Below are 26,541 nucleotides of genomic sequence, written 5' to 3' on the forward strand. Positions count from 1 at the left end.
GCCCCGACCGGGCGGGGGCCGGGTGCCGGTCGAGGGTGCCTTGAGGGGGCGTGCCCCGGGGACTTCGAGGGGGCGCACCCTCCCGGGTGCGCCCCGCCTGCCTCAGCAGCCGTTCAGCACCGACTGGAGCGCGCTCTTCTCCGCCGAGTCGACGCTGAGGTTCCAGTAGTACTTCACGTGCACCCACGCCCGGGCGTATGTACAGCGGTAGGCCGTGCGCGAGGGCATCCACTCCGCCGGGTCCTGGTCGCCCTTGGACTGGTTGACGTTGTCCGTGACGGCTATGAGCTGGGGGCGCGTCAGGTCGTTCGCGAAGGACTGGCGCTGGGCCGTCGTCCACGCGTTGGCGCCCGAGCGCCACGCCTCGGCGAGCGGGACCATGTGGTCGATGTCGAGGTCGGAGGCGACCGTCCAGGTGGCGCCGTCGTACTCGGAGTACCAACTGCCGCTGGTGGCGGCGCAGCTGGAGTCGGTGACCACGTTCACGCCGTCGCGCTTGAGGACGGTCTCGCGGGTGTTGCAGGCGCCGGACTGGGTGATCCAGTGCGGGAACAGGTCCCTGCTGTAACCCGTGGAGGAACCTTCCGCCTTGACCGTGAGGGCGGCCAGGTACGTACGGGCCGTCGACGCGCTGACCGGGGTCGGCATCGCGGCCTGGGCGGCCGGGGCGGTGGCGAGGAGGCCGGTGACGGTGAGGGCGGCGGAGGTGGCGAGCACGGCGATTCGACGCGCGTAGATCCTGCCGACGGGCATGGGAACTCCCTTGAGGTGGGGGGACGTTGACCGGAGGCCGTCCCCGCGGGTGCCGGGCGCTGGCCCGGTCATCGTGGCGGCGCGAGGTTTCCTTGCGGGGTGCGCCAGGTAACAGGGTGGCGACATGGGCACGTCACATCAAGGGGTGTGACGTGCCTGACGGAGCGACAGATTCCGCCCAGGGGAGAGTTTTCGTGCTCGGGTACGCGAAAGAGGCCGGGCGCGCGGGATGGGGCCCGGGTACGCGAAAGGGCCCGGCCCGTCACTTCGGCGGCGTGCGCGAAGTGACGGGCCGGGCCCGTGCCGTGGTGCCTAGTGCGTCGCGGTCAGCGTGATCGTGCCGTCCTCGGCCGTCTCGATCCGCAGCTCCGTCAGGTCCGCCACGTGGATGTCCGGCGCGAACGCCCCCGCGCGCGGGCCCACGCCCACGATCCGCATGCCGGCCGCGCGGCCCGCCTGGATGCCGGCCTCGGAGTCCTCGAAGACGACGCAGTCCGCCGGGTCGACGCCCAGCTCGGCCGCGCCCTTCAGGAAGCCCTCGGGGTCCGGCTTGCTGGCGCCGACGCGCTCCGCCGTCACCTGGATCTCCGGGATGCGCAGCCCGGCCGCGCCCATCCGCGCCTGCGAGAGCGGCACGTCGGCGGAGGTCACCAGGGCGTGCGGGAGCGCGACGATCGCGTCCATGAAGGCCGGGGCGCCCGCGACGGGCACGACGCCCTCCAGGTCGGCCGTCTCCTCGGCGAGCATCACCTTGTTGTCCGCGTGGTTCTCGGCCATCGGGCGGTCGGGGAGCAGGACGGCCATCGTCGCGTACCCCTGGCGGCCGTGGACCACCTTGAGCACGGCGTCGCCGTCCAGGCCCTGCCGGTCGGCCCAGCGCCGCCAGCAGCGCTCGACGACGGCGTCCGAGTTGACGAGGGTGCCGTCCATGTCGAGCAGGAGGGCGCGGGCGGTGAGCTGCGGTGCCGGGGTGGTGGCGGCCATTCGGGTCTCCAGAGGGGGTGGCGGAGAACGAAGCGGTCCCGCCCGCCGGTCAGGGTTTACGGGCGGGGCCACTTTGTTTTTCCACGATACAAAATCGGGCGCCGTCTTGGCCAACCCGGTCCGTTCCGTGGACGCGCCGTGACCCCCCGGTCACTCCTCGGACAGCCAGGTGTACCGCTCCAGGACCTCGCGGGTGGCAGGGCCGTACACGCCCTTCGGGTCCTCCTGGATCGACTGCCAGGACTGGTACGTCTTCACCGCACGCCAGACGTCCTGGTCGTACTCGCCGTCCGCGTCCCCGTAGTAGAGGCCCACCTGCCGCAGTCGCTGCTGGAGCTCCTCCACCTCGGCGCCCGTCGAGCCGTAGCTCAGCGTCGGCGCCGCCGCCCCGCTCTCCTCCGGGGCTTCCGGCGTCTGCGTGGAGGGCGCCGCAGAGGTCGTCGTCGGCGCGGTGGGGAGGGCCGCCGAGGCCGTGGTGGTCGCCGCCGGGGGAGCCGCCGCGCCCGTCGTGGCCGCCGGGGCCGCGGTGGTCCGTGTGGCGGACGGGGCGGACGAGGCGGACGTCCGCGCCGGAGAGGGGGAGCCGGAGGCGGCCGTGGCCGTCGGCGTCGGACGCCCGGTCGGTGAGGAGGAGCTCGGCCGTGGGGTGCCGGACGAGGAGGAGTCGGAGGGGGAGGGGGCCTCCGACACGGCGATGTTCAGGGACGCGCTCGTGGTCACGTCGGGGACGGTCGCCCGGTCGTCCGTCTCGCCTCCGCCGGCGAGGACCGCCGCCGCGAGCGCGGCGGTACCGGCCACGGCGACCGCGGCCACCGCCGCGACCACCGTCCCGCGCCGGCGACGCCGTGCCGCCCGCGAGGCCCGGGACTCCCGCTCAGTGGCGGGGTCGAGGACACGGCCGAGGCCGTGGAGGAGCAGCGGCGCCGTGTCGGGGTCGTGGCCGGAGTCGTGGCTGTGGCCGTGGTCGGAGGCGCCCGCGTACTGCTCCGTCGGGTACACGCCGGGGTACGTGCCGGGGTACGCCCCCTGCCCCTGCCCCTGACCCTGGCCCTGACCCTGGCCCTGACCGGCCTCAGAGGGAAGCGCCTCCACCCGTATCGCCGTCAGCTGCGTCGTCGGCGGATCGTCCGCCGACACGGGCAGCACGTGGTACTCCACCGGAGGCGGGGTGACCTGCTCCGGGCGCCCCTCCGCCGCGTCCAGCGTCACGTACGGCCTGATCCGCAGCGGGTCGAAGTCCTCGGCCGCCGCTATCTCCGCCTGCGCACAGGCGCAGCCGGGTCTGTGTACGCCGCATTCAGGACAGACGTGTCCGGTCATCGATGGGTCCCCTCCCCGATCCAACTGCGAGCGATTATGCAGCCCGCGCCTGTTCGATGGGTGAACAGGAGCGCCCAGAGGTTGCGACAGGAGCGCCCCCGGCAGGCCATATCCGGACATTCGGATCACGATGGGGAAATGGCCCAGGAAACCAGCCCCTCCCCGCTCGGCGACGCCACCGTGCCAGGTCAGGGGCAGAGCCGTCGGACGGTCCTCGTCGCGATCGGCGCGCTGCTGCTCGGCATGCTGCTCGCCGCCCTCGACCAGACCATCGTCTCCACCGCCCTGCCGACCATCGTCAGCGAACTCGGCGGCATGGAACACCTCTCCTGGGTCGTCACCGCCTACATGCTGGCGTCGACGGCAGCGACGCCGCTGTGGGGCAAGCTCGGCGACCAGTACGGCCGCAAGAAGCTCTTCCAGGCGGCGATCGTCCTCTTCCTCATCGGCTCCGCCCTCTGCGGCATCGCCCAGAACATGCCCCAGCTCATCGCCTTCCGCGCGGTCCAGGGCCTCGGCGGCGGCGGCCTCATGGTCCTGTCGATGGCGATCGTCGGCGACCTCGTCTCGCCCCGCGAGCGCGGCAAGTACCAGGGCCTCTTCGGCGCCGTCTTCGGCGCCACCAGCGTCCTCGGCCCGCTGCTCGGCGGCCTGTTCACCGAGCACCTCTCCTGGCGCTGGGTCTTCTACATCAACCTGCCGATCGGGATCGTCGCCCTCTTCGTCATCGCGGCCGTGCTCCACATCCCGGTCCGCTCGACCCGGCACACGATCGACTACCTCGGCACCTTCCTCATCGCCTCGGTCGCCACCTGCCTCGTCCTCGTGGCCTCCCTCGGCGGCACCACCTGGGCCTGGGGCTCGCCGCAGATCATCGGCCTCGCCGTCCTCGGAGCCGTACTCCTCGTCTGGTTCGTGTACGTCGAACGGCGGGCGGCCGAACCGGTGCTGCCGCTCAAGCTCTTCCGGATCAGGACCTTCACCCTGGTCTCCGTCATCAGCTTCGTCGTCGGCTTCGCGATGTTCGGCGCGATGACCTACCTCCCCACCTTCCTCCAGGTGGTCCAGGGCGTCAGCCCGACGATGTCCGGCGTCCACATGCTGCCGATGGTGCTCGGCATGCTCCTCACCTCGACCGCCTCCGGCCAGATCGTGTCCCGCACCGGCCGCTGGAAGGTCTTCCCCATCGCCGGCACGGCGCTCACCGCGCTGGGGCTGCTGCTCCTCCACCGGCTCACCGAGACCAGCTCCACCTGGGAGATGAGCGTCTACTTCTTCGTCTTCGGCGCGGGACTCGGCCTCGTCATGCAGGTCCTCGTCCTGGTCGTGCAGAACGCCGTCTCGTACGAGGACCTCGGCGTCGCCACCTCGGGCGCGACCTTCTTCCGCTCCATCGGCGCCTCCTTCGGCGTCGCCGTCTTCGGCACCGTCTTCACCAACCGGCTCACCGACAAGCTGGGCGAGGTCTTCGCGAGCGCCGGCGCCGGTACGGAGCTGCCGCCCGGCGTCGGCCCCGAGCAGGTGGCGGCCGACCCGCGCGCCATCGCCGCCCTCCCGCCCGAGCTGCGCCCGGCCGTCCTCCACGCGTACGCCACGTCCATCACCGACGTCTTCCTGTACGCGGCCCCCGTCGTCCTCGTCGCCTTCGTCGTCGCCTGGTTCCTCAAGGAGGACAAGCTGCGCGGCTCGGTCACCGCGCCCGACACCAGCCAGACCCTCGCCTCGAACCCCGTCGAACGCTCCTCGTACGACGAGTGCGCCCGCGCCCTCTCCGTCCTCGGCACCCGGGAGGGCCGCAAGGAGGTCTACGAGAAGATCACCGCCCGCGCGGGACTCGACCTCCTGCCCGCCGCGAGCTGGCTGCTGCTGCGGATCCGCCGCCAGGGCGTGGTCGAGCCGGCCCGCCTCGCCGAGACCGCTCCCGTACCGCTGCGGGTGATCTCCGAGGCGGCGCGGCAGGTGGAGGAGCGGCGGCTCGCCCACCGCGAGGGCGTGTCGCTGGTCCTCACCGAGGCGGGCGTGGCCACGGCGACCAAGCTGGCCAAGGCCCGCGAGGAGTCGCTCGCCGACCTCCTCGGCGACTGGTGGGGACCCGACCGGCCCACCGACCTCGTGAAACTCGTGGAGGAACTGACGGCCGAGCTCAGCGGCTCGGACGGGGAGCACCCCCGGGGCCCCGAGCCGCCCCGCGACCACAAGGCCTGAACGGGCCCGACCGGTCAGAGCTCCTTGCCGTACCAGATGTCCATGTACGGCCCCGAGCAGTACGCCGGTATCTCCGCGTACCCCTCGCGCACGTACAGCCCGCGCGCCTCGACCAGGTCCAGGCGCGTGTTGAGCACCATCCGGCGCGCCCCGAGCGCCCGCGCCTCGTCCTCCAGGGAGCGCAGGAGCGCGGCGGCCCCGCCCCGTCCCCGGTACGCGCGCCGCAGGAACACCCGGGTCAGCTCGGCCCGTTCGCCGTCCTCCAGCAGGAGGACCCCGCCACACCCGGCCGGCTCTCCGCCGAGCCGGGCCACCAGGAACTGCCCGGTCGGCGGCGTCAGCCGCTCGACGCCGTCGCCCGCGAGCCCCTCGTCGATCTCCGCCTCCGTCGCGGGCCGCTTCCAGTAGCTGCCCGCGACGTCGCCGTAGTAGTCGCGGCGGAGGGCGGTGGCGTCCGGGGTGTCGACGGCCTCGGGGGTGAAAGTCCAGGTCATGCCGCCATTCTGCGACGGACCGGCCCCCGGACTCCCGCGAATTACTTGGGGGAGGCCTGCTGCACGACCTCGAAGGACCACAGCGTCGACCCGGTGGCGGCCGGCTTCGGCCGCTCGCCGCCCTCACCCGCGCCGCCACCGGCCCCGTGGGCGGCCTTCATGGAACCGTTCATCCAGTTCTGGAAGTCCTCCTCGGACCTCCAACGGGTGTACACCAGGTACTGGTCGGTCCCCTCCAGGGGCCGCAGCAGCTCGAACCACTCGAACCCGTCGGACCCCTCCACGGAACCGGCCCGCGAGGCGAACCGCTTCTCCAGGACCTCACGCTGCTCGGTGGGGACGGTCAGGACGTTGATCTTCACGATGCTCATGGAGGGCAGGATATGACCCGGGGCTCCTCGGTGATCGGGACGGACGCGGCGGGCGCGGTGCGGGGGCTGGCCGGGCGGTGGGTGTCGTTGCTCGGGGAGGGGGACTTCGTCGTCTCGCCCGTGGGGCTGTGGCTGGCGCTGGGGGCGGTGGCTTCCGGGGCCCGGGGGCGTACCGCCGAGGAGCTGGCGGGGCTGCTCGGGGTCGAGGGGGAGGCGGCGGCCGAGGCCGTGACCGCTGCTCAGCGGGCCCTGGCCGGCGGGGTCGCGGTGGCGACCGGGGTGTGGAGCGCGGTGCCGGTCCGGGAGGGGTTCGCGCGGGGGCTGCCCGATGTGCGGTTCGGGGTGCTGGGGGCCGTTCCCGACGCCCAGGCGGAGCTCGACGCGTGGGTACGGGCGGCCAGTGGCGGGCTCGTACGGGAGGTGCCGCTCGGGCTCGACGGGTCCGAGGATCTCGTTCTGCTCGGCGTCCTCGCGCTCAGGGCCCGGTGGCGGGTCGCCTTCGCGCCGGAGCTCACCCGTGACGCGCCCTTCACCGACGGGGACGGGGTCACCCGTGACGTACCGACCATGCGGCAGCGGGTTCCGGCCCGGTGGGTCTGGGCGGTGGGCGGGGTGACGGTCGTCGAGCTGCCGTGTGCGGGAGGGGGGAACGTGAGGGTGCGGTTCGTCCTGGGGGACGAGGGGGCGGGGCCGGCCGGTGTCCTGCCCGCCGCCTGGGCCCCGGCCGACGCGCGGGAGCCGCTGCGCGCCGACGCCGTCGAGCTCGCGCTGCCGCGCTTCGCCCTCCGGACGAGGACCGACGCCCACGCCCATCTGGAGGCCCTCGGCGTCCGGTCGGCGCTGCGGCCGGACGCCGACTTCTCGGGGATCTCGGCGGCGGACACGTACATCGCCAAGGTCCTTCAGGAGGCGGTCGTCGAGGTCGCCGAGGAGGGCGTGGAGGCTGCCGCCGTCACCCAGGTCGTCATGACGCGCAGCGCCGCCGCGCCCCGGCCTCGGACGGTGGAGCGGATCGCCTTCGACCGGCCCTTCGGGGTGGTCGTCGTCGACGGGACGGGGGAGGTGCCGCTGTTCGTGGGGTGGCGGCGGAGCGCACCCGCCGACTCCGGGCGCTAGCCGATCACGCGGGCCAGGAGCAGGCCGTCGTAGCCCTTCGAGCCGACCGTCTGGAACGCCGTCGCGTCCAGGCGGGGTTCGCGGGCGACGAGTTCGAGCATCTCGCGGGTGCCGGTGATGCCCGGGTCGTCGGGGTGCTCGGTGGCGACGCGACCGTTCCGTACGACGTTGTCGACGATGATCAGCGAGCCGGGCCGGGTGAGCTTCAGGGCCCACGTGACGTAGTGCGGGTTGTTGGCCTTGTCGGCGTCGACGAAGACGAGGTCGAAGGGGCCCGCCCCCTCCGCCTCCAGGAGCGGCAGGGTGTCCAGGGCCGCGCCCGTCCGGACCTCGACGGTCTTCTCCAGACCGGCGCGGGCGATGTTGGCGCGGGCCACGTCCGCGTGGGCGGGGTCGTACTCCAGGGTGACGAGGCGGCCGTCGGCGGGCAGGGCGCGGGCCAGCCAGATCGTGCTGTAGCCGCCGAGGGTGCCGATCTCCAGGATGCTGCGGGCACCCTGGGTCGCGGCGAGGAGGTGGAGCAGCTTGCCCTGGTTGGGGGCGACCGCGATCTCCGGCAGACCGGCCGCCGCGGAGGCGGCGAGCGCGGCGGTCAGGGCCTCGTCCGGCGGGGCGAGCAGGCCGGTGAGGTAGTCGTCCACGTCGTTCCACTGAGGGGTCGTCATGTGAACGAACGTACACCCGGGGTGGGGGCGGGACGGCGTCGCCGTACGGACACGACCACCGCGGTCGCCGCGAGCAGCACCGCCGTCCCGACGACGGTCAGGAACCACACCGGGAACCCGCCGCCGACCGTCAACAGGGTGTCCGCGTAGACGACTTGGCGGTACGGGGTGTCGGCGACCGCCCTGAGGCGGTGGTCGTCGTCGATGCGGCCCGGGTCGGGGAACCGCTGCTCCAGGACCGTGAGGCGGACCGGCGAGGAGCCCGCGAGCTCCGCCACCGGGCCCTCCGGGCGGTCGATCAGACCCGCGAAGGTGACCTCGGGGCGGTCGCCGCCGATGGAGGAGCGGGGCTCCATGCGGTGTTCGGCGAGGACGGAGAGGCCCAGGCTCTGCGCGGACTTCGCGAGCCGCGAGAGCCGCATCGGATAGACCAGGTCGGGGGAGGCGAACGCGATGCGGAGCGGGGTGAGTTCGCCGGAGAGGACGGCGCCCTGCTCCTCGGGCGCCAGCCGGACGGCGACGTACTCCCACTTCCGCTCCACGTACGGCCGGAGCGCGCCGGTCAGCCGCTCGGGCAGCTCGAAGCCGTTGGCGCGCAGCCAGTCGCCGAGGGCGTCCGGGTCGGTTGCGGTCAGGCGGGCCACGTCGAACGGGCCGAGCCGTTCGCGGCCGACGACCCCGACCCCGGCGCCCGCGCCGACCGGGGCGGCGCCCGCGCCGTCGCCCTGGCTCCCGGCGAACGGCCAGTCGTCCTCGCGCGGCCAGAAGTAGGGGCGTTCGCGCCGCTCGGGCGCGGCGAGCCGGGCCAGTTCGTCGAAGAGCGCCGGGTCCCCGAGGGTCACGTCGGCCCGGTCGGGCACGGGCATGATCCAGGCGGCCCTGCGGGCGTCGCCGTGGACGCGGAAGCGCATGACGACGGTCTCGGTCCGCCCGTCCCAGTGGACGGCCGACTCCTCCCGGTCGACGCCGATGCGCCGCGCCTTGTCCGGGATCATGGCGCCGCAGCCGCAGGCGTACGCCGGGGCGACGAGGAGCGAGCCGAGCTGGAGGGCGAGGAGGGCGACGAGGAGGGTGAGGGCGCGTCGCGCCGCTGTCGCCCTGGGTCTGTGGAGTCGCGGTGTTCCCTGCATGGGGGGTCGGACGCGCGCGGTGCCGTTCCGGTTCCGGGACCGGCACCGCGCGGAGCCCTGACGCCGCCCGCCGTCACGCCGACGTGCGGACCCTCAGCTCCTTCACGCCGTTCAGCCACGCCGCCCGCAGCCGGCGCGGTTCGCCGACGAGGGTGAGGTCGGGGAGGACGTCCGCGATCGCGTTGAAGATCAGCTCGATCTCCTTGATCGCGAGCGACTTGCCGAGGCAGAAGTGGGGTCCGCCGCCGCCGAAGCCGAGGTGCGGGTTCGGGTCGCGGGTGATGTCGAAGCGTTCGGGGTCGGTGAAGACCTCGGGGTCGTTGTTGGCGGAGGAGTAGAAGATGCCGACGCGGTCGCCCGCGCGGATCTTCTGCCCGCCGATCTCGGTGTCCTGGGTGGCGGTCCGCTGGAAGGAGACGACGGGGGTCGCCCAGCGCACGATCTCCTCGGCGGCGGTGGCCGGACGCTCCCGCTTGAAGAGTTCCCACTGGTCGGGGTGGGTGAGGAAGGCGTGCATGCCGTGGCTGATGGCGTTGCGCGTGGTCTCGTTGCCGGCGACGGCGAGCAGCAGGACGAAGAGGCCGAACTCGTCGGAGGAGAGGTTGCCCTGCCCCTCGGCGGCGACCAGCTGGGTCACGATGTCGGCGGCCGGGCACTCCTTGCGTTCGGCCGCCATGCCCATCGCGTACCCGATGAGCTCCATGGCGGCCTCGGCGCCGATCTCCTCGGTGATGGCGTACTCGGGGTCGTCGTACGCGATCATCTTGTTCGACCAGTCGAAGATCCGGGAGCGGTCCTCCTGCGGTACGCCGATGAGTTCGGCGATCGCCTGGAGGGGCAGCTCGACGGCGACCCGGGTGACGAAGTCGAAGGTGCCGTCGGCGTCCGCGGCGGCCCTGGCCTCCTCGGCGATGGCCCGGGCGCGGTCGCGCAGGGCCGTCTCCAGGCCGCGGATCGCCCGGGGGGTGAAGCCGCGCTGGACGATCTGGCGGACCCGGGTGTGTTCCGGCGGGTCCATGTTGAGCATGATCAGCTTCTGGACGTCGATCTGCTCCTGGGCGATGGACTCGTTGAAGCGGATGACGGCCGTGTTGAGGTTCGAGGAGAACAACTCCGGGTGCGTGGAGACGTACTTGACGTCCGCGTGACGCGTGACGGCCCAGTACCCGCTGTCCTGGAAGCCCGTGATGCCGGTCTGCTGGGGACACCACCACACGGGGGCGGTCCGCCGCAGTTCGGCGAATTCGGGGTGGGGGACGCGGGTACGGAGCAGATCGGGGTCGGTGGCGTCGAACCCTTCGGGGAGATGAGGACAGGGCATCGGCAACACGCCTCCATAATCTGATGGTCCATCAGAAACTGTGGCGAAAGTTAGTAACGACTTCTCCAAGTGGCAAGGGGCGGAACGGGAACTGTTGCGTCCCGGACCCTTGCGTACCCGGGGTAGCAGTCATAAGACTGCTTGCAGAACTAGAACGCGTACTAGTTACCCCGTGACGCCGACCGGACGAGGTGCCGGGACACCGACACCGGTCGAGGAGAGGACGAGCTCATGGCCGCGGAACCCGTCATCGTCGAAGCCGTACGCACGCCGATCGGCAAGCGCGGAGGCGCGCTCGCCAACCTCCACCCCAGCTATCTCCTGGGCGAGACCTACCGCGAACTCCTCGGACGCACCGGCATCCACGCCGACTGCGTCGAGCAGATCGTCGGCGGTACGGTCACCCACGCCGGCGAGCAGTCCATGAACCCGGCGCGCACCGCCTGGCTCACCATGGGCCTCCCGTACGAGACGGCCGCCACCACCGTCGACTGTCAGTGCGGATCCTCGCAGCAGGCCAGCCACATGGTCGCCAACATGGTCGCCGCCGGCGTCATCGACATCGGCATCAGCTGCGGCGTCGAGGCCATGTCCCGCGTGCCGCTCGGCTCCGGCTCCAAGCACGGGCCCGGCAAGCCGTTCCCCGACGAGTGGAACGTCGACCTGCCCAACCAGTTCGAGGCCGCCGAACGCATCGCCCGCCGCCGCGGCCTCACCCGCGAGCGCGTCGACTCGCTCGGGCTGCTCTCCCAGGAGCGGGCCGCGGCCGCCTGGGCCGAGGAGCGGTTCAAGCGCGAGACCTTCGCCGTGCAGGTGCCGACGACCGAGGCCGAGCAGGCCTCGGGCCAGGGCATGTGGCGGCTCGTCGACCGTGACGAGGGCCTGCGCGACACCACCATGGAAGGCCTGGCGCGGCTCAAGCCGGTCATGCCGACCGCCGTCCACACCGCCGGGAACTCCTCCCAGATCTCCGACGGCGCCTGCGCGATCATGTGGGCCTCCAAGCGCATGGCCCGCGCCCTCAAGCTCCGGCCGCGCGCCCGGATCGTCGCCCAGGCCCTCGTCGGCGCCGACCCGCACTACCACCTCGACGGTCCGGTCGACGCGACGCGGGCGGTGCTCGGCAAGGCCGGGATGTCGCTGCGGGACATCGACCTCGTCGAGATCAACGAGGCCTTCGCCTCGGTGGTGCTCAGCTGGGCGCAGGTCTTCGACCAGGACCTGGAGAAGGTCAACGTCAACGGCGGTGCCATCGCGCTCGGCCACCCCGTGGGGGCGACCGGGGCGCGGCTCATCACCACCGCGCTGCACGAGCTGGAACGGACCGACAAGGAGTTCGCGCTGATCACGATGTGCGCGGGCGGGGCGCTGGCGACGGGGACGATCATCCAGCGCCTCTGATCGCCGGCCCGTTCGGCGGTGCGGGGCCGGGGTGCGGGGCCGGGGTGCGGGGCCGGCGGTGCGGGGCCGGGGGTGCCCGGAAACGCCGCAGGCCCCGCCCCTCCGTGAGGAGGGCGGGGCCTTGCGGATGCGCGCACTGCGGGGCGTGCGCGCTGCGTGCGGCTGTGGCTGCCGGCGGCTGTCGGCTTAGTACCAGCCGTTGGCCTGCCAGAACGCCCAGGCGTCGTTCGGGGAGCCGTAGCGCTCGTTCATGTAGTCCAGGCCCCACTTGATCTGGGTGGCCGGGTTGGTCTTCCAGTCGGCGCCGGCGGAGCTCATCTTCGAGCCCGGAAGGGCCTGGACCAGGCCGTAGGCACCGCTGGACGAGTTGGTGGCGGCGGGGTTCCAGCCGGACTCGTGCTCGACGATCTTGCTGAAGGAGGAGTACTGCGAGGCGGGGACGATCTTTCGAGCGAGCTCCTGCGGGCTGGCGGCGGAAGCCGAGCCCGACGTACCGAGTGCCACGCCGGTCGCGCCCAGAAGGACGGCCGCGGTGGCGGCGAGGGAGCGCTTGCGGACGGCGGCACGAGTGGTGAGCGAGCTGAACAACGTATCTACCTAACGTCGGGTACAAGGACCGCGCCAGGCGTTTTCGGCAAGCCGGAACCAGGGCCCGGGGGAACCGGGATCTGGGGGGAACCGGCCGTCCGAGGCTCCGTGGTGAACACCGGCTGCCTGGCGACGTCCTCCAATGAACCAGGCCCGGAGCCCCGATGCAATGACCCCCATTACGAGGAAGGTTCGGATGTGGGGGGTAGGTGCCGGATAAGTGGCTTGAGGGGTTTCCGCAGGTCACGAGAGCGTGTGAGGAGATATCGGCGGGTTTGCCCGTCTACTATTCCGGCTCGTTTGTGACGTGGGTCCTGTGGGGCGCCTCACCCGCGAGGCCCTTTTCCGGGCCTTCGAATGTGACCTGGGCCTCGAAGTTCGCCCTTCGAGTCGCACGGCGAAGGGCCTTCAGGAGCGTGGATCCGATGGTGAGGGTGAGGACCACGGTGAGGACGGCACGGCCCAGGTCCCAGCCGAGGGACGTGGCCGTGACGTACGCGAGGAACCGGACCAGGTTCTCGTGCAGCGGGGCTCCGGGCTGGAACGCGATAGGGCTGGATTCCGGGGCCAGGATCAGCACCCAGCCCTGAAGGTTCATGATCGTTCCGTACGCGAACGCCGCCACGAACCCGTACGCGGACAGCATCAGCAGCTCGGCCCGCCCCCGGAGCCGGTCCGGGCCCGGCAACAGCCCCGCGCCCATCGTGAACCAGCCCATCGACAGCATCTGGAACGGCATCCACGGGCCCACACCGCCCGTGAGCAGGGCCGACGCGAACATCGTGACCGCGCCGAGGACGAAACCGAAGCCCGGGCCGAGGACCCGGCCGCTCAGCACCATCAGGAAGAACATCGGCTCCAGGCCGCCCGTCCCCGCCCCCAGCGGGCGCAGCGCCGCGCCCACGGCGGCGAGCACGCCCAGCATCGCGACCGCCTTCGCGTCCATGCCGGAGTCCGCGATCGTCGCGACGACGACGGCGACGAGAAGGGGGAGGAGCGCGGCGAAGAGCCACGGGGCGTCGCCCGCGTGCGAGGTCACGGCCGAGTCCGCGTCCGCGAAGAGGGGCCAGGTGAAGGCGGCGAGCCCGATGAGGGAGACGAGGACGAGGGCGGTGACGGAGCGGGGGCCGAGGCGGAGGACGCGGACGGCGCGGACGGCGCGGGTGTCTGTTCGCGTCACAGCGCCGCCTCCACCTGTTCGACCGTGAGCCAGGGCTGCGGGGCGAGGATCTTCGCCACCTGCGGGGAGAAGGCGGGGGAGGAGACGACGACCTCGGCCGTCGGGCCGTCCGCGACGACCTCGCCGTCCGCGATGACCACCACCCGGTGGGAGAGCTCCGCGGCCAGCTCCACGTCATGGGTCGCCAGCACGATCGCGTGACCGTCCGCCGCCAGGGCACGCAGCTGCGTGACCAGACGGGCCTTCGCCGCGTAGTCGAGACCGCGGGTCGGCTCGTCCAGGAGAAGAAGGGGAGGACGGCCGGTCAGCACGACGGCCAGCGCGAGGGCCAGGCGCTGCCCCTCGGAGAGGTCGCGGGGGTGGTGCCGTCGGCGAGCCCCGGGATCAGCTCCTCGACCAGGGCACGGCAGGTGCCGGGGGCCGCGTGCGCGTCCGTGTCGGCGGCGGTGCACTCGGCGGCGACCGTGTCCGCGTAGAGGAGGTCCCTGGGCTCCTGCGGGACCAGGCCGACCTGGCGGATCAGCTCCGCCGGGGCGGTGGCGTGCGGGGCCAGGCCCGCGACCCGGACCGTGCCGGCGGTCGGCTCGATCATGCCGACGAGGGTGGAGAGCAGGGTGGACTTGCCGGCGCCGTTGCGGCCCATGAGGGCGACGGTCTCGCCCGGGGTGACCTGAAGGTCGATACGACGGAGGGCCTCGACGCGGCCGCGGCGGACGCGGAGGCCTTCGGCGAGGAGGAGGGGGCCCGCGGTCGGGGCGGCCGGGGTGGTGCGGCGCCGTCGCAGGAACGGGAGGAAGCCCCCACCCCGCCCCTTCCCGAAACCGGGGCTCTGCCCCGGACCCCGGTCCTCAAACGCCGGACGGGCTGGAAGATCCAGCCCCGCCGGCGTTTGAGGCGCGGGGGTCCGGGGGCGGAGCCCCTGGTTTCGGGAAGGGGCGGGGTGGGGGAGAGGCCCCGCAGGGCTGGCCTGTGCCGGCGCGGCGGCCCGGTTCGCGGGCCCGGCCACGGCGCTCGTCGCCGCCACCGGCAGCCGGTCCGCCAGGCGTTCCTTCAGTTCGCCGGACCGTCGCCGCGCGTCCCGTACCGTCAGGGGCAGTGGGGACCAGCCCGCCAGTCTGCCCAGGGCCACCACCGGCGGGTGGACCGGGGAGATCGCCATCACGTCGGCCGGTGTGCCGAGCACCGCTTCCGGCAGCAGCAGCACCTGGTCCGCGTACTGGACCACCCGTTCCAGGCGGTGCTCCGCGAGGAGGACCGTCGTGCCGAGGTCGTGGACCAGGCGCTGGAGCACCGCGAGGACGTCCTCCGCCGCCGACGGGTCCAGCGCCGACGTCGGTTCGTCGAGGACGAGGACCTTGGGGTGCGGGGTCAGGACCGAGCCGATCGCGACCCGCTGGCGCTGGCCGCCGGAGAGCGTCGCGATCGGGCGGTCGCGGAGTTCCGCGAGGCCCAGCAGGTCGAGGGTCTCCTCGACGCGGCGCCGCATGACCGCGGGCGCGAGGCCCAGGGACTCCATGCCGTACGCGAGCTCGTCCTCCACCGTGTCCGTCACGAAGTGCGCCGACGGGTCCTGGCCCACCGTGCCCACCACGTCCGCGAGCTCCCGCGGCGGGTGCAGCCGGGTGTCCCGGCCGTCGACCGTCACGCGGCCGGTCAGGGTGCCGCCCGAGAAGTGCGGGACGAGGCCGGACACCGTGCCGAGCAGCGTGGACTTGCCGACGCCCGAGGGGCCGACGAGCAGCACGAGTTCGCCCTCGGGGATGGTGAGGTCCAGGTTCCGCAGGGTCGGCCTGGCGTCCTCCTCGTACCTCACCGAGACGTTTTCGAAGCGGATCACGACACAGACTCCTCGGGAACGGGTGCCACCCACGCCGGGAGCAGGCCCACCAGGATCGACAGCGCCGGCCACACCGGCAGCTGCGGAGCTTCGAGCGGGACGACCCCGGGGTGCAGCGCCTCCGGCGCGTACTGGTTCGCCCAGATCATCAGGACCGCGACCGCGATGCCCGAGCCCGCCACCAGCCAGGCCCGGACGCCCCAGCGGTCGGGGCGGTAGCGCGTACGGACGGTCCGGCGGCCGCCGAGCCGGAGCCCGGCCATCGCCGCGAGCAAGCCGGCGCCGAGCAGCGGCAGCCCGTACCCCGCTCCCTCCGCCGCGAGGAGTCCGTACGAGCCCGCGCAGACGCCGAGGAGGCCGCCGAGGGTGAGGAGGTTCGTGGTGCGGCGGACCGAGGGCGGGACCTGGGCCGTCCGGCCGTACCCGCGCGCGTCCATCGACGCCGCCACCGCGATCGAGCGCTCCAGCGCCCCTTCCAGTACGGGCAGGCCGATCTGGAGCACCGCCCGTACCCCGCCCGTGGGGCGGCCGCGCAGGCGGCGGGCGGTACGGAGCCGGGCCACGTCGGCGACCATGTTCGGCGCGAACGTCATCGCCACGACGACGGCGACCCCCGCCTCGTACAGCGCGCCCGGCAGCGACTTCAGCAGCCGCGCCGGGTTGGCCAGCGCGTTCGCCGCGCCGACGCAGATCAGCAGGGTCGCCAGCTTCGCGCCCTCGTACAGGGCGAAGACCAGCTGCTCGGCCGTGACCCGGCCCCCGATCCGGATGCCCTGCACCCAGTCGGGGAGCGGCACCTCGGGGAGCGTGAACAGGGTGTGCGTCCCCGGGATCGGCGAGCCGAGGAGGAGGGAGAAGACGACCCGCAGGAAGACGACGAACAGGCCGAGCTTCACGAACGCGCCGTACGAGCGGGCCCAGGGCGCGTCCGTGCGGCGGGCCGCGACGACGTACCCGGCGACCCCGACCAGCAGGCCGAGGAGCAGCGGGTTCGTGGTGCGGGAGGCGGCGACGGCCAGGCCGAGCGCCCACAGCCACCAGGCACCGGCGTGCAGGGCGTTCGAGCGGTTCGCGACGGGCGCCGTGAACGTCGAGGAGGCGGGGGCCGTGAACGTCGAGGAGGCGGAGGCCGTGAACGTCGAGGAGGCGGAGGCCTTGGACGTTTCGGACGTCGTCGTGCGGGCGGGACTCATCCGCGCCGGCGGGCCTTCCAGATCGCCGCCCCGCCCAGGGCGAGCACGGCCGCCCCGCCGGCGAGCACGCCGAACGACGGGCCGCTGTCGACCGGCTTCATGCCGGAGGCCGAGGCGGGCGCCTCCGAAGGGGCCGCGGTCGGGTCCGGGGCCTCGGCCACCTGCTCGCCGCAGCCCTTCGCCGGGTATCCCGCGATGGCGCACAGCATCGCCACGTCGTTGTACCGCAGCGGCTTCGCCACCGCCGCGAGCGCGTCCGCGCCCGTCCCGGCCTCCGGGACCCGGGCGCAGCCGAGCCGGACCGTCTCGGCGGGCAGGGTCTCGCCCGGCGGGGTGTCCTTCGGGCCGCCGAAGTCGACGACGACCGCGATCCGCTTGGTCCCGGACTTCTCCGCCACGTCCCCGCAGATCTTCGCGAAGTCGGGGGCGGGGGTCGGCATGGACGTGTCGCTCGTGCCCTCGCTGACCGCGAAGCGGAAGCCGATGGTGTCGCCGTCGGCGGGGCGGGCCGTCGCCGGGCCGAGGCTGGCGTACGCCCACGGCTTGCCGCCGTCGCTCTCCCAGAACGACCAGTAGCGGTAGCCGGCGGCCTGCGCCGGGGCCGCCGCGAGGACGGTCAGCGTCAGGGCCGCGCCGGCGGCGGCGACCCTGCCGGCGAACGTCCGGGAGGTGCGGGAGGTCACTTCTTGCGGCCGCTCATGAGGAAGCCGATGCCGACGCCGACGACCATGCCGATGCCGATGATCCACCAGATGTCGAAGCCGGAGTCCTCGTCGTCCGTGGCGGCGGTGGAGTTGTCCGCGACCTTCGGCTCGGGGCCGAGGGCGTTGAGCTCCGAGACCAGGTTGACCGTGCCGAAGGCGGTCGGGTCCGTCTCCATCGAGCGGGCCGCCAGGATCAGCTGCGCGTACGCGGCGGGGCCGTTCTTCTTCGCCCACGCGGCCGAGTTCTTCTGGAGCCACTCCAGGGAGGGCAGCGCCTCCTTGGTGGCGCCGGTCACGGCGAGCGCGATGACGGCGTCGGCGGTGTTGCCGACGTCGGGCTTGTCGGCGGTGTCGGTGGCGCCGGGCATCGGCGGGGTGAGGAGGTAGCCGGTCTTCGCGAGGGCCTTCGCCAGGTAGGAGGAGCCGTTGAGGGCGGCCCGCTCGGCGGTCGGCTTCGTCGGGTCCTGGCAGGTCGGGGTCTGCGGGGGCTCGACCCGGCGGGCGACGACGCTCTTGCCGAGCCCGGCGAGGGTGGCGGCGGCGGTCGCGTCCGCGTTGGCGAGCAGCTTGCCGTCCTTGTCGGGCTGGTACGCGAAGGCGCCCGCGCCCTCCTTGTCCGAGCAGGGCAGGGCGAAGGTGAGGAGCGCGTCGTAGGGGTTGTGGCCCTCGACGGAGGTGAAGTCGGTGGGCTTGGTGCCGGTCGCGGCGAGGGCGCTGACGATCACCGAGGTCGAGTTGGCGTCGCTGGGGGCGCCGGGGGAGTAGCTCCAGCCGCCGTCCTTGTTCTGGACGGTCCGCAGCCAGTCGGTGCCGGCCTTGACGGCCGTGGCGGCGTTCTCGGGGGTGACGTACTGGCGGCGGACGGCGCCGAGCGCCTGCACGGCGAGCGCGGTGGCGTTGGTGTCCCGCATCGTCTTGTCGTCGCAGGGCTTGGTGGAGTCCGCGCGGTACGAGCTGAAGGAGCCGTCGGCGCACTGCTGGTCGAGGAGCCACTTCACGGCCTGGTCGGCGGGCTGGTAGCCGGCGCCGCGCTGGGCGAGGAAGGCGTAGGACTGGCGCCAGACGCCGTCGTACGTCGGGTCGCCGGAGCCGTACAGGCCGACGATCGCACCGGAGGTGCCCGTCTCGGACGTGGAGGGGGAGGGCGCGGCGGCGGCCGGGGCGGCCAGGGCCGCTCCGGAGCCGATGACGACGGCGGCGGCGAGCGCGGCGGCGGCGCGGCGGACGGTGTTCATGGGGCCCTCTCCTGCGGCCGGGCTCCGGCACGCCTCTGGGCACCAGGCTCCGGCTCCGTATTCCTCGACGGTGCCGGCCTTCACGTCCCGCGCGGCATTCCGACTCGCCGCCCTCGGGGAGGGCCGCTCACGAATGGGGTATCCCCTGCTCGAGCGAAGCCGAGAGCTTGGGGAAGGGGTCAGTGCCGGATTCGCACCGGCTTCCCCCCGCGTACGGGCATGATGACGACCCGCCCACTCTACCGGCCCGGGGACCGCGGCCCCCGGGCCTCACACCGCGACGTACGTCACCGGGTCCGTCCCCGCCACCGCCTCCGCCCGCCCCAGCTTCACGAGGCGCCGAAGGTGCGCCTCGGCCTCGCTGACGGCGATGTTCCGGGAGTCGTGGGGGATCCGGTCCCAGGGGCGGTTCCACTCCATCCGCTCGGCGAGCTGCCACGGCGTGAGCGGGGCGGAGAGGAGGGAGAGGAGTCCGGTGAGGCGCTCCTCGTGGTGGGCGAGGAGCTCGGCGACCCGGCCGGCGGCGTCGGCGAAGGCGTACTGGTGGGCCGGGAGGACCTCGGCGACGCCGAGGCGGCCGATGCGCTCCAGGGAGTCGAGGTAGTCGCCGAGGGGGTCGGTCTCCTGGGCCTCGCCCGGGTGCTCGTAGAGGCCGATGTGCGGGGAGATGCCGGGGAGCAGGTGGTCGCCGGAGAAGAGGCGCCCGTGGCCCGGGAGCCCGGCGGGGTGCTCCTCCTCCAGGTGGAGGCAGACGTGGCCGGGGGTGTGGCCGGGGGTCCAGACGGCGCGGAGCCGCCGCCCGGCGAGGTCGAGGAGCTCGCCGGGGACGATCTCGCGGTCGGGGACGGCGGAGCTCAGGCCGGGCAGGGTGCGCAGCCGGCCGGAGGCGCGGGCGGCGATCAGCGGGGCGAGGTGCTCCTCGGGGGCGCCGACGGCGGTGAGCTTGTTCGTCATGTAGTCGAGCCAGGTGCCGGGCTCGGCGGAGCGGGTGCGGCGGACGACGGCCGTGTCGGCGGCGTGCATGGCGATCCAGGCGCCGGACTCCTCGCGGACCCGGCCGGAGAGGCCGTGGTGGTCGGGGTGGTGGTGGGTGATGACGACGCCGTGGATCTCCTGGACGGAGAGTCCGAGGGCGGTGAGTCCGGCGGTGAGTTCGGTCCAGGAGGCGGGGTCGTCCCAGCCGGTGTCGACGAGGACCGGGCCGCGGTCGGTGTCGAGGACGTGGACGAGGGTGTGGCCGAGGGGGTTGTCCGGGATCGGGACCCGAAGGGACCAGACGCCTCCGCCGTGCTCGGTCACCTGGGTCATGTCTGCCTCATCTTCCCGAAACCGTCAGGGGCTTGATCTCCGCGTACCGGACCGTTGCCCATCATAACTAGAACTGGTATCAGTTCTGAGGCATCGTCAGAAGTGTTTTCGCGTCCCTCAGTCCTCCCGGAAGGCGGCGGTCATGACCGAGCTTGTGGAGCACGGAAAGCTGTTCATCGGCGGGGAGTTGACCGACCCGCTCGGCAGTGCGGTCATCGAGGTGATCTCGCCGCACACGGAGGAGGTCATCGGCCGCGTCCCGCACGCCTCCGAGGCCGACGTCGACCGGGCCGTCGCCGCCGCCCGCAAGGCCTTCGACGAGGGGCCCTGGCCGCGGATGACCCTGGAGGAGCGGATCGCGGTCGTCACCCGCATCAAGGACGCCATCGCCGTGCGGTACGAGGAGATCGGCCGCGTCATCAGCTCGCAGAACGGCTCCCCGTACTCCTGGTCGGTCCTGGCCCAGGCGCTCGGCGCGATGATGGTCTGGGACGCGGCCATCGCCGTCGCCCGGGACTTCACCTTCGAGGAGCGGCGCGGCGGGGTGCTCGGCCCGCTGCTCGTGCGGCGCGAGCCGGTCGGGGTGGTCGCGGCCGTCGTCCCGTGGAACGTGCCGCAGTTCACCGCCGCCGCCAAGCTCGGGCCCGCGCTCCTCGCCGGCTGCACCGTGGTGCTCAAGCCCTCCCCGGAGGCGCCGCTCGACTCGTACATCCTCGGCGAGATCGCGGCCGAGGCCGGGCTCCCCGAGGGCGTCCTGTCGATCCTGCCCGCCGACCGGGAGGTCAGCGAGTACCTCGTCGGCCACCCCGGCGTCGACAAGGTCTCCTTCACCGGCTCGGTCGCGGCGGGCAAGCGGGTCATGGAGGTCGCCTCGCGCAACCTCACCCGCGTCACCCTCGAACTGGGCGGCAAGTCCGCCGCCGTGATCCTGCCCGACGCGGACCTCGACACCACCGTCGCCGGGATCGTCCCGGCCGCCTGGATGAACAACGGTCAGGCGTGCGTGGCCCAGACCCGCATCCTCGTGCCCCGCTCGCGGTACGACGAGATCTCCGAGGCGCTCGCCGCCGCGGCCGGCGCGCTCGTCGTCGGCGACCCGCTCGACCCGGCCACCCAGGTCGGCCCGCTCGTCGCCCGCCGCCAGCAGCAGCGCTCCCTCGACTACATAGGCATCGGCCAGTCGGAGGGCGCCAAGGTCCTCGCGGGCGGCGGCCGTCCGGCCGGGCTCGACCGCGGCTGGTACGTCGAGCCGACGCTCTTCGGTGACGTCGACAACTCCATGCGGATCGCCCGCGAGGAGATCTTCGGCCCGGTGATCTGCCTCCTGCCGTACGGGGACGAGGCCGAGGCCCTCCGGATCGCGAACGACTCCGACTTCGGCCTCAGCGGCAGCGTCTGGACCGGCGACGTCGAGCACGGCATCGACTTCGGCCGCCGCGTGCGCACCGGCACCTTCAACGTCAACACCTTCAGCCTCGACATGCTCGGCCCCTTCGGCGGCTACAAGAGCTCCGGCGTGGGCCGCGAGTTCGGCCCCGAGGGCTTCGGCGAGTACCTGGAGCACAAGATGATCCACCTCCCGGCCGGATACGGGGACGCGTGATGGGCGACCGCTGGCACGTCGAGGTCGACCGGAGCGTCTGCATCGGCTCCGGCATGTGCGTCAACCACGCCCCGACCGGCTTCCGTCTGGACTCGGCCCGCCAGTCCCACCCGACCGAGCCGGAGACGGACGCGGGGGAGCGGCTCCTGGCGGCGGCGGAGGGCTGTCCGGTGGAGGCGATCCTGATCACGCTGGCGGACGGGGGCGAGCCGGTCTACCCGCCGGAGGAGTAGGGCCGGCCGAGTGGCCCCGGACGCCCGCCTCGTGAGGTGCCGTCATTCCCACGTGCAAAACTGTGCGTCGTTCAACGGGGGCAAGAAGCCTTCGTGCGTGCGTATTTGGGAGTGTTGTGCGCAAGGCGAAGATGGTGGCCGCGGCCGCCGGTGTGATTCTGCTCGTCGCGGGCTGCGGGAGCGAGGGCGGCTCGGACAAGGGCGGCTCGGACAAGGGTGGTTCCGCGTCCGCGGGTTCGTCCTCGGCCGGGTCCTCCGCGACCGGTGGTTCGGGTGGCGGCGGTGACGCCGGGCAGAAGCTCGACGTCGACGCCGTCACCAAGGAGATCACCGACGCGGCGACGGGGGCCGGCTTCACGCAGGACTCCACCGGTGAGGGCGTGCCGGCCGAGGCCAAGGACTGCATGGTCAGCTGGACGGCCGACGCCGAGAAGGCCGCGGACCCGGCGAAGTCGTACGCGGACTCCGTGGCGACCCTGACCAAGGGCGGCTGGAGCGAGCAGCGGAGCTCCGGCGCGGGCGGCTCGGTCATCAAGTCGCTGAAGAAGAGCAGCTGGCAGCTCCAGGCGAGCAACCACTCGGCGGGCCCGCTGAAGCTGGTCATGTTCGTGGCCGTCGACAGCGGCCCGGAGTGCGCGGCGGCCATCGCCGCGAGCAACGCCACGGCCGGTCAGGGGTCCTGACCCGCCGGGCCGGTCGGGGGTCCTGACCCGCCGGGCCGGACAGGGCCCAGCGCGGGACCGTCCGCGCCCCCGGTGCCGGGAGCGCGGACGGTGCCGGGAGCGCGGACGGTCCCCCTCAGCGGGGTTCCGGCTCGACGAGGTCGATGAGGCGGCAGACCGTCTCGATGTCGATCTTCACCTGGGCGATCGACGCCCGTCCCGACAGCCAGGTGATGAGCGCCGAGTGCCAGGTGTGCTCGATCACCCGCACCACCGACAGCTGACGCGGGGTCGGGTCCGAGGTCCCCATCGCGTCCAGGATGATCGCGGTCGTCAGCCGCGAGACCGTGTCGACCTCGGGGCTCACCCCGCGGTCGGCGAAGGTCAGGGCCCGCACCATCGCGTCCGCGAGCTGCGGCTCGCGCTGGAGGGCGCGGAAGGCCCGCATGAGGGTCTCCGCGACGCGCTCCGCGGGGGCGGCGCCCGCCGGGGGCCGCTTCCGGAGGGTCGTGTGCATGTGCTGGAGCTGGTCCTGCATGGTCGCGACCAGGAGGTGGATCTTGGAGGGGAAGTAGCGGTACAGCGTGCCGAGGGCCACCCCCGCCGCCTCCGCGACCTCGCGCATCTGCACGGCGTCGAAGCCGCCCCGCGCGGCGAGCTGGGCGCTGGCGTCCAGGATGCGGCGGCGCCGCGCCTCCTGCCGCTCCGTGAGGGGTGGCGACGCGGGTCTGAGCTCCGGTCTGCTCTCTGCGGTCATGGGGTCCCGTTCCGTGGGGTGGGGGGCGACAGTATGGCGTTCTGGCCGTCGTGGCGCGAATCACCTGGTCCGGCTCTCACCACGGAGCTACCAGCCGGTAGATTCTGTCCTCCTCGAATGATCGAGAACCGATCGAGAACGATCAAGTCTGTAACTTGTTCTAGATTAGCGCGAGCGGTTACGCTCCGGCGAAACACGCTCGAAGGGGGTCGCGTCATGACCGCGGAAGCCATAGAGGCAAGCCCGGCCGGCCCCCGGCAGGCCGCCTCCGCGGACGGTGATCGTCCGCTGCGGATCGCCCTCCTCACGTACAAGGGGAACCCCTTCTGCGGAGGACAGGGCGTCTACGTCCGTCACCTCTCCCGCGAACTCGCCCGCCTCGGCCACAGCGTCGAGGTCATCGGCTCGCAGCCGTACCCCACCCTGGACGACGGCGTCCCGCTCACCGAGATCGCCAGCCTCGACCTCTACCGCTCCCCGGACCCCTTCAGGACCCCGAAGCGCGACGAGTACCGCGACTGGATCGACGGCCTCGAAGTCGCCACCATGTGGACCGGCGGCTTCCCCGAACCGCTCACCTTCTCCCTGCGCGCCCGCCGCATGCTCGCCGCCCGCCGCGGCGACTTCGACGTCGTCCACGACAACCAGACGCTCGGGTACGGACTCCTCGGCGGCCCCGGCGCCCTCGGCGCGCCCCTCGTCACCACGATCCACCACCCCATCACCGTCGACCGGCAGCTCGAACTCGACGCCGCCGCCGACTGGAAGCGCCGCGCCTCCGTCCGCCGCTGGTACGCCTTCACCCGCATGCAGAAGCGCGTCGCCCGCCGGCTGCCGTCCGTCCTCACCGTCTCCGGCACCTCGCGCCAGGAGATCGTCGAGCACCTCGGCGTACGGGAGGACCGCGTCCGGGTCGTCCACATCGGCGCCGACACCACCCTCTGGTCCCCCGACCCGGCCGTCGCCGAGATCCCCGGCCGGATCGTCACCACCTCCAGCGCCGACGTCCCCCTCAAGGGCCTCGTCTTCCTGATCGAGGCGCTCGCCAAGCTCCGTACCGAGCGTCCCGACGCCCACCTCGTCGTCGTCGGCAAGCGCGCCGAGGACGGCCCGGTCGCCCAGGCCATCGAGAAGTACGGGCTCGGCGGCGCCGTCGAGTTCGTCAAGGGCATCACCGACGCCGAACTCGTCGACCTCTACCGCTCCGCCCAGGTCGCCTGCGTCCCCTCCCTCTACGAGGGCTTCTCGCTGCCGGCCGCCGAGGGCATGGCCACCGGGACCCCGCTCGTCGCCACCACCGGCGGCGCGATCCCCGAGGTCGCGGGCGCCGACGGCGAGACCTGCCTCGCGGTGCCGCCCGGCGACGCGGGGGCGCTGGCCGCGGCGCTCGGACGGGTCCTCGGCGACCCGGAGCTCCGCGCCCGCCTCGGCGAGGCGGGCCGGGCCCGCGTCCTGGACCGGTTCACCTGGGCCCGCGCGGCCCAGGGCACGGCGGACCTCTACCGCGAGGCCGTCGCCCGCCAGGGCGCACGGCCCCGGCGCTGACCACCACCGCATACGCCGCTGTACCTCCGTACCTCCGTACCACCCCCGTCCCGACCACGAAGGCAGGCATTCGTGCTGACCGTCGACTTCACCCGCTTCCCGCTCGCCCCCGGCGACCGCGTGCTCGACCTGGGCTGTGGTGCGGGCCGGCACGCCTTCGAGTGCTACCGGCGCGGCGCGCAGGTCGTCGCCCTCGACCAGAACGGCGAGGAGATCCGCGAGGTCGCCAAGTGGTTCGCGGCCATGAAGGAGGCCGGGGAGGCCCCCGCCGGCGCCACCGCCACCGCGATGGAGGGCGACGCCCTCAACCTGCCCTTCCCGGACGAGTCCTTCGACGTCGTCATCATCTCCGAGGTCATGGAGCACATCCCGGACGACAAGGGCGTCCTCGCCGAGATGGTGCGCGTCCTCAAGCCCGGCGGCCGCATCGCGATCACCGTGCCCCGGTACGGCCCCGAGAAGATCTGCTGGACGCTCTCCGACGCGTACCACGAGGTCGAGGGCGGCCACATCCGCATCTACAAGGCCGACGAGCTGCTCGCCAAGATCCGGCAGGCCGGCCTCAAGCCGTACGGCACCCACCACGCGCACGCCCTGCACGCCCCGTACTGGTGGCTCAAGTGCGCCTTCGGCGTCGACAACGACAAGGCCCTCCCGGTCCGCGCGTACCACAAGCTCCTGGTCTGGGACATCATGAAGAAGCCCGCCCTGACCCGGATCACCGAGCAGCTGCTCAACCCGGTCGTCGGCAAGAGCTTCGTGGCGTACGCGACCAAGCCGCACCTCCCGCAGGTGCAGGCGTGACCAGCCCCGAGCGGATCGCCGAGCACCTCGTCCTGCCGGGGGTGCTCACCGCCGAGCAGGCCGCCGAGACCGTCGCCGGGATCCTCGCCACGCAGCGCGAGGACGGCGCCATACCGTGGTTCCGCGGCCACCACCTCGACCCCTGGGACCACACCGAGGCGGCCATGGCCCTCGACGCGGCCGGCGAGCACGAGGCCGCCGCCCGCGCCTACGCCTGGCTCGCCCGCCACCAGAACCAGGACGGCTCCTGGTACGCGGCCTACCAGGACGGCGACCCGGAGGACGTCACCGACCGGAGCCGCGAGTCCAACTTCGTCGCCTACATCGCCGTCGGCGTCTGGCACCACTACCTCTCCACCGGCGACGACGCCTTCCTCGACCGCATGTGGCCCGTCGTCTACGCGGCCGTCGAGTTCGTCCTCGGGCTCCAGCGGCCCGGCGGTCAGATCGGCTGGAAGCGCGAGGCCGACGGCCGGGCCGTCGAGGACGCGCTCCTGACCGGCAGCTCCTCCATCCACCAGGCCCTGCGGTGCGCCCTCGCCATCGCCGAGGCCCGCGAAGAGCCGCAGCCCGACTGGGAGCTGGCGGCCGGCATGCTCGGTCACGCGATCCGCCGCCACCCCGAGCGCTTCCTCGACAAGTCCCGCTACTCGATGGACTGGTACTACCCCGTCCTCGGCGGCGCCGTCACCGGCGAGGAGGCCAAGGCCCGCATCGCGTCCGCCTGGGACGCGTTCGTCGTCCCCGGACTCGGCGTCCGCTGCGTCGTCCCCAACCCCTGGGTGACCGGCGGCGAGTCGTGCGAACTCGCCCTCGCCCTCTGGGCGATCGGCGAGTCCGACCGGGCGCTCGCCGTCCTCCAGGACATCCAGCACCTGCGCGCCGGGAACGGCATGTACTGGACGGGGTACGTCTTCGAGGGCGACACCGACAGCGACAAGGCGATGTGGCCCGAGGAGCAGACCAGCTGGACCGCCGGCTCCCTGCTGCTCGCCGTCGCGGCCCTCGGCGGCGAGGAGGCGACCGTCGCCGTCTTCGGCGGCGAACGGCTCCCGGCGGGGCTCGACCCGGACTGCTGCTGACCGCTCGTGCGGAGTCGCCCGAGTGGCGGACGCGGGGGACCGGGGTGAGG

General features: G+C 73.1%; 26 protein-coding genes. 9 read left to right on the top strand and 17 right to left on the bottom strand.

Going from position 1 to position 26,541, the window contains the following annotated elements; genetic code table 11:
- Nucleotides 1-102 precede the first annotated feature (102 nt).
- The 3 genes from ACFC0Z_RS18920 to ACFC0Z_RS18930 all read right to left on the bottom strand — a co-directional run bounded on the left by ACFC0Z_RS18920 (nt 103) and on the right by ACFC0Z_RS18930 (nt 3,057).
- Nucleotides 103-753, bottom strand: a complete 651-nt coding sequence (locus tag ACFC0Z_RS18920; RefSeq protein ID WP_376438941.1) for an HNH endonuclease family protein — start codon at nt 751-753, stop codon at nt 103-105.
- A gap of 312 nt (nt 754-1,065) precedes the next feature.
- Entirely contained in the window at nt 1,066-1,737 is a 672-nt protein-coding gene (locus ACFC0Z_RS18925) for an HAD-IA family hydrolase (RefSeq protein ID WP_376438944.1), read from the bottom strand.
- A gap of 150 nt (nt 1,738-1,887) precedes the next feature.
- Nucleotides 1,888-3,057 carry a peptidoglycan-binding protein gene (locus ACFC0Z_RS18930; protein ID WP_376438947.1) on the bottom strand — a complete coding sequence of 390 codons (1,170 nt, stop codon included), beginning with the start codon at nt 3,055-3,057 and terminating at the stop codon, nt 1,888-1,890.
- Nucleotides 3,058-3,195: 138 nt separating this feature from the next.
- On the opposite strand from ACFC0Z_RS18930, the gene ACFC0Z_RS18935 reads away from it, so the two are divergent.
- Nucleotides 3,196-5,262: a DHA2 family efflux MFS transporter permease subunit gene (locus ACFC0Z_RS18935; RefSeq protein WP_376438950.1), complete on the top strand. Its 2,067-nt coding sequence runs from the start codon at nt 3,196-3,198 to the stop codon at nt 5,260-5,262.
- A 14-nt stretch (nt 5,263-5,276) separates the two neighbouring features.
- Here ACFC0Z_RS18935 and ACFC0Z_RS18940 read toward each other — a convergent pair whose 3' ends face one another.
- Together ACFC0Z_RS18940 and ACFC0Z_RS18945 are read right to left on the bottom strand one after the other, a co-directional pair.
- Nucleotides 5,277-5,756 (bottom strand): GNAT family N-acetyltransferase, encoded by a 480-nt coding sequence (locus ACFC0Z_RS18940; protein ID WP_376438953.1) that lies wholly within the window; start codon nt 5,754-5,756, stop codon nt 5,277-5,279.
- 41 nt (nt 5,757-5,797) lie between these two features.
- Nucleotides 5,798-6,127 carry an antibiotic biosynthesis monooxygenase family protein gene (locus tag ACFC0Z_RS18945; RefSeq protein ID WP_376438956.1) on the bottom strand — a complete coding sequence of 110 codons (330 nt, stop codon included), beginning with the start codon at nt 6,125-6,127 and terminating at the stop codon, nt 5,798-5,800.
- Between the two features lie 12 nt (nt 6,128-6,139).
- Here ACFC0Z_RS18945 and ACFC0Z_RS18950 point away from each other — a divergent pair, with 12 nt between their 5' ends.
- A complete protein-coding gene (locus ACFC0Z_RS18950; protein WP_376438959.1) occupies nt 6,140-7,243 on the top strand; it encodes a serpin family protein in 1,104 nt (367 codons plus the stop codon).
- Here the strand turns inward: ACFC0Z_RS18950 and ACFC0Z_RS18955 are convergent.
- From ACFC0Z_RS18955 to ACFC0Z_RS18965, 3 genes are all read right to left on the bottom strand, one after another.
- Nucleotides 7,240-7,908 (bottom strand): O-methyltransferase, encoded by a 669-nt coding sequence (locus tag ACFC0Z_RS18955; RefSeq protein ID WP_376438962.1) that lies wholly within the window; start codon nt 7,906-7,908, stop codon nt 7,240-7,242. The two genes, ACFC0Z_RS18950 and ACFC0Z_RS18955, sit on opposite strands and share 4 nt — an antisense overlap.
- A complete protein-coding gene (locus ACFC0Z_RS18960) occupies nt 7,905-9,038 on the bottom strand; it encodes a DUF2330 domain-containing protein (RefSeq protein WP_376438965.1) in 1,134 nt (377 codons plus the stop codon). Before ACFC0Z_RS18960 ends, ACFC0Z_RS18955 begins: the two co-directional genes overlap by 4 nt.
- A 73-nt stretch (nt 9,039-9,111) precedes the next feature.
- Nucleotides 9,112-10,359, bottom strand: coding sequence for a cytochrome P450 (locus ACFC0Z_RS18965; RefSeq protein WP_376438968.1), 1,248 nt, complete (start codon nt 10,357-10,359; stop codon nt 9,112-9,114).
- Nucleotides 10,360-10,590: 231 nt separating this feature from the next.
- On the opposite strand from ACFC0Z_RS18965, the gene ACFC0Z_RS18970 reads away from it, so the two are divergent.
- Nucleotides 10,591-11,760, top strand: a complete 1,170-nt coding sequence (locus tag ACFC0Z_RS18970) for a steroid 3-ketoacyl-CoA thiolase (protein WP_376438970.1) — start codon at nt 10,591-10,593, stop codon at nt 11,758-11,760.
- Nucleotides 11,761-11,946: 186 nt separating this feature from the next.
- Here the strand turns inward: ACFC0Z_RS18970 and ACFC0Z_RS18975 are convergent, their stop codons facing one another.
- The 8 genes from ACFC0Z_RS18975 to ACFC0Z_RS19010 all read right to left on the bottom strand — a co-directional run bounded on the left by ACFC0Z_RS18975 (nt 11,947) and on the right by ACFC0Z_RS19010 (nt 19,805).
- Nucleotides 11,947-12,348 (bottom strand): transglycosylase SLT domain-containing protein, encoded by a 402-nt coding sequence (locus ACFC0Z_RS18975; RefSeq protein ID WP_376438973.1) that lies wholly within the window; start codon nt 12,346-12,348, stop codon nt 11,947-11,949.
- 286 nt (nt 12,349-12,634) lie between these two features.
- Nucleotides 12,635-13,528, bottom strand: coding sequence for an ECF transporter S component (locus ACFC0Z_RS18980; RefSeq protein ID WP_376438976.1), 894 nt, complete (start codon nt 13,526-13,528; stop codon nt 12,635-12,637).
- Nucleotides 13,525-13,938: an AAA family ATPase gene (locus tag ACFC0Z_RS18985; RefSeq protein WP_376439161.1), complete on the bottom strand. Its 414-nt coding sequence runs from the start codon at nt 13,936-13,938 to the stop codon at nt 13,525-13,527. Before ACFC0Z_RS18985 ends, ACFC0Z_RS18980 begins: the two co-directional genes overlap by 4 nt.
- Complete coding sequence (locus ACFC0Z_RS18990) at nt 13,833-15,365, bottom strand: ATP-binding cassette domain-containing protein (protein ID WP_376438979.1); 1,533 nt, start codon at nt 15,363-15,365, stop codon at nt 13,833-13,835. The genes ACFC0Z_RS18985 and ACFC0Z_RS18990 overlap by 106 nt, the downstream gene beginning before the upstream one ends.
- Nucleotides 15,362-16,558: an energy-coupling factor transporter transmembrane protein EcfT gene (locus tag ACFC0Z_RS18995; RefSeq protein ID WP_376438981.1), complete on the bottom strand. Its 1,197-nt coding sequence runs from the start codon at nt 16,556-16,558 to the stop codon at nt 15,362-15,364. The genes ACFC0Z_RS18990 and ACFC0Z_RS18995 overlap by 4 nt, the downstream gene beginning before the upstream one ends.
- Nucleotides 16,555-17,241: an SCO2322 family protein gene (locus ACFC0Z_RS19000; RefSeq protein WP_376438983.1), complete on the bottom strand. Its 687-nt coding sequence runs from the start codon at nt 17,239-17,241 to the stop codon at nt 16,555-16,557. Before ACFC0Z_RS19000 ends, ACFC0Z_RS18995 begins: the two co-directional genes overlap by 4 nt.
- Complete coding sequence (locus ACFC0Z_RS19005; RefSeq protein WP_376438986.1) at nt 17,238-18,497, bottom strand: prenyltransferase/squalene oxidase repeat-containing protein; 1,260 nt, start codon at nt 18,495-18,497, stop codon at nt 17,238-17,240. The genes ACFC0Z_RS19000 and ACFC0Z_RS19005 overlap by 4 nt, the downstream gene beginning before the upstream one ends.
- Before the next feature lie 270 nt (nt 18,498-18,767).
- The gene (locus ACFC0Z_RS19010; protein WP_376438989.1) at nt 18,768-19,805 is read right to left on the bottom strand and encodes an MBL fold metallo-hydrolase; all 1,038 of its coding nucleotides are present in this window, start codon (nt 19,803-19,805) and stop codon (nt 18,768-18,770) included.
- A 142-nt stretch (nt 19,806-19,947) separates the two neighbouring features.
- Between ACFC0Z_RS19010 and ACFC0Z_RS19015 the strand changes: the two genes are divergently transcribed.
- From ACFC0Z_RS19015 to ACFC0Z_RS19025, 3 genes are all read left to right on the top strand, one after another.
- Nucleotides 19,948-21,408, top strand: coding sequence for an aldehyde dehydrogenase (locus ACFC0Z_RS19015; RefSeq protein WP_376438992.1), 1,461 nt, complete (start codon nt 19,948-19,950; stop codon nt 21,406-21,408).
- Nucleotides 21,408-21,641: a ferredoxin gene (locus tag ACFC0Z_RS19020; RefSeq protein WP_376438994.1), complete on the top strand. Its 234-nt coding sequence runs from the start codon at nt 21,408-21,410 to the stop codon at nt 21,639-21,641. The genes ACFC0Z_RS19015 and ACFC0Z_RS19020 overlap by 1 nt, the downstream gene beginning before the upstream one ends.
- Nucleotides 21,642-21,757: 116 nt before the next feature.
- A complete protein-coding gene (locus ACFC0Z_RS19025; protein ID WP_376438997.1) occupies nt 21,758-22,324 on the top strand; it encodes a hypothetical protein in 567 nt (188 codons plus the stop codon).
- Between the two features lie 115 nt (nt 22,325-22,439).
- Here the strand turns inward: ACFC0Z_RS19025 and ACFC0Z_RS19030 are convergent, their stop codons facing one another.
- Nucleotides 22,440-23,060 carry a TetR family transcriptional regulator gene (locus ACFC0Z_RS19030; protein WP_360802601.1) on the bottom strand — a complete coding sequence of 207 codons (621 nt, stop codon included), beginning with the start codon at nt 23,058-23,060 and terminating at the stop codon, nt 22,440-22,442.
- Nucleotides 23,061-23,276: 216 nt separating this feature from the next.
- Here ACFC0Z_RS19030 and ACFC0Z_RS19035 point away from each other — a divergent pair, with 216 nt between their 5' ends.
- The 3 genes from ACFC0Z_RS19035 (at nt 23,277) to ACFC0Z_RS19045 (ending at nt 26,491) form a co-directional block, all read left to right on the top strand.
- Nucleotides 23,277-24,605: a glycosyltransferase family 4 protein gene (locus tag ACFC0Z_RS19035; RefSeq protein WP_376439000.1), complete on the top strand. Its 1,329-nt coding sequence runs from the start codon at nt 23,277-23,279 to the stop codon at nt 24,603-24,605.
- A gap of 72 nt (nt 24,606-24,677) precedes the next feature.
- Nucleotides 24,678-25,409 (top strand): class I SAM-dependent methyltransferase, encoded by a 732-nt coding sequence (locus ACFC0Z_RS19040; protein ID WP_376439003.1) that lies wholly within the window; start codon nt 24,678-24,680, stop codon nt 25,407-25,409.
- Nucleotides 25,406-26,491, top strand: coding sequence for a prenyltransferase (locus ACFC0Z_RS19045; protein ID WP_376439005.1), 1,086 nt, complete (start codon nt 25,406-25,408; stop codon nt 26,489-26,491). The genes ACFC0Z_RS19040 and ACFC0Z_RS19045 overlap by 4 nt, the downstream gene beginning before the upstream one ends.
- Nucleotides 26,492-26,541 lie beyond the last annotated feature (50 nt).

Source organism: Streptomyces sp. NPDC056144, from assembly GCF_042264145.1.
In the GTDB taxonomy this organism is placed as follows: domain Bacteria; phylum Actinomycetota; class Actinomycetes; order Streptomycetales; family Streptomycetaceae; genus Streptomyces.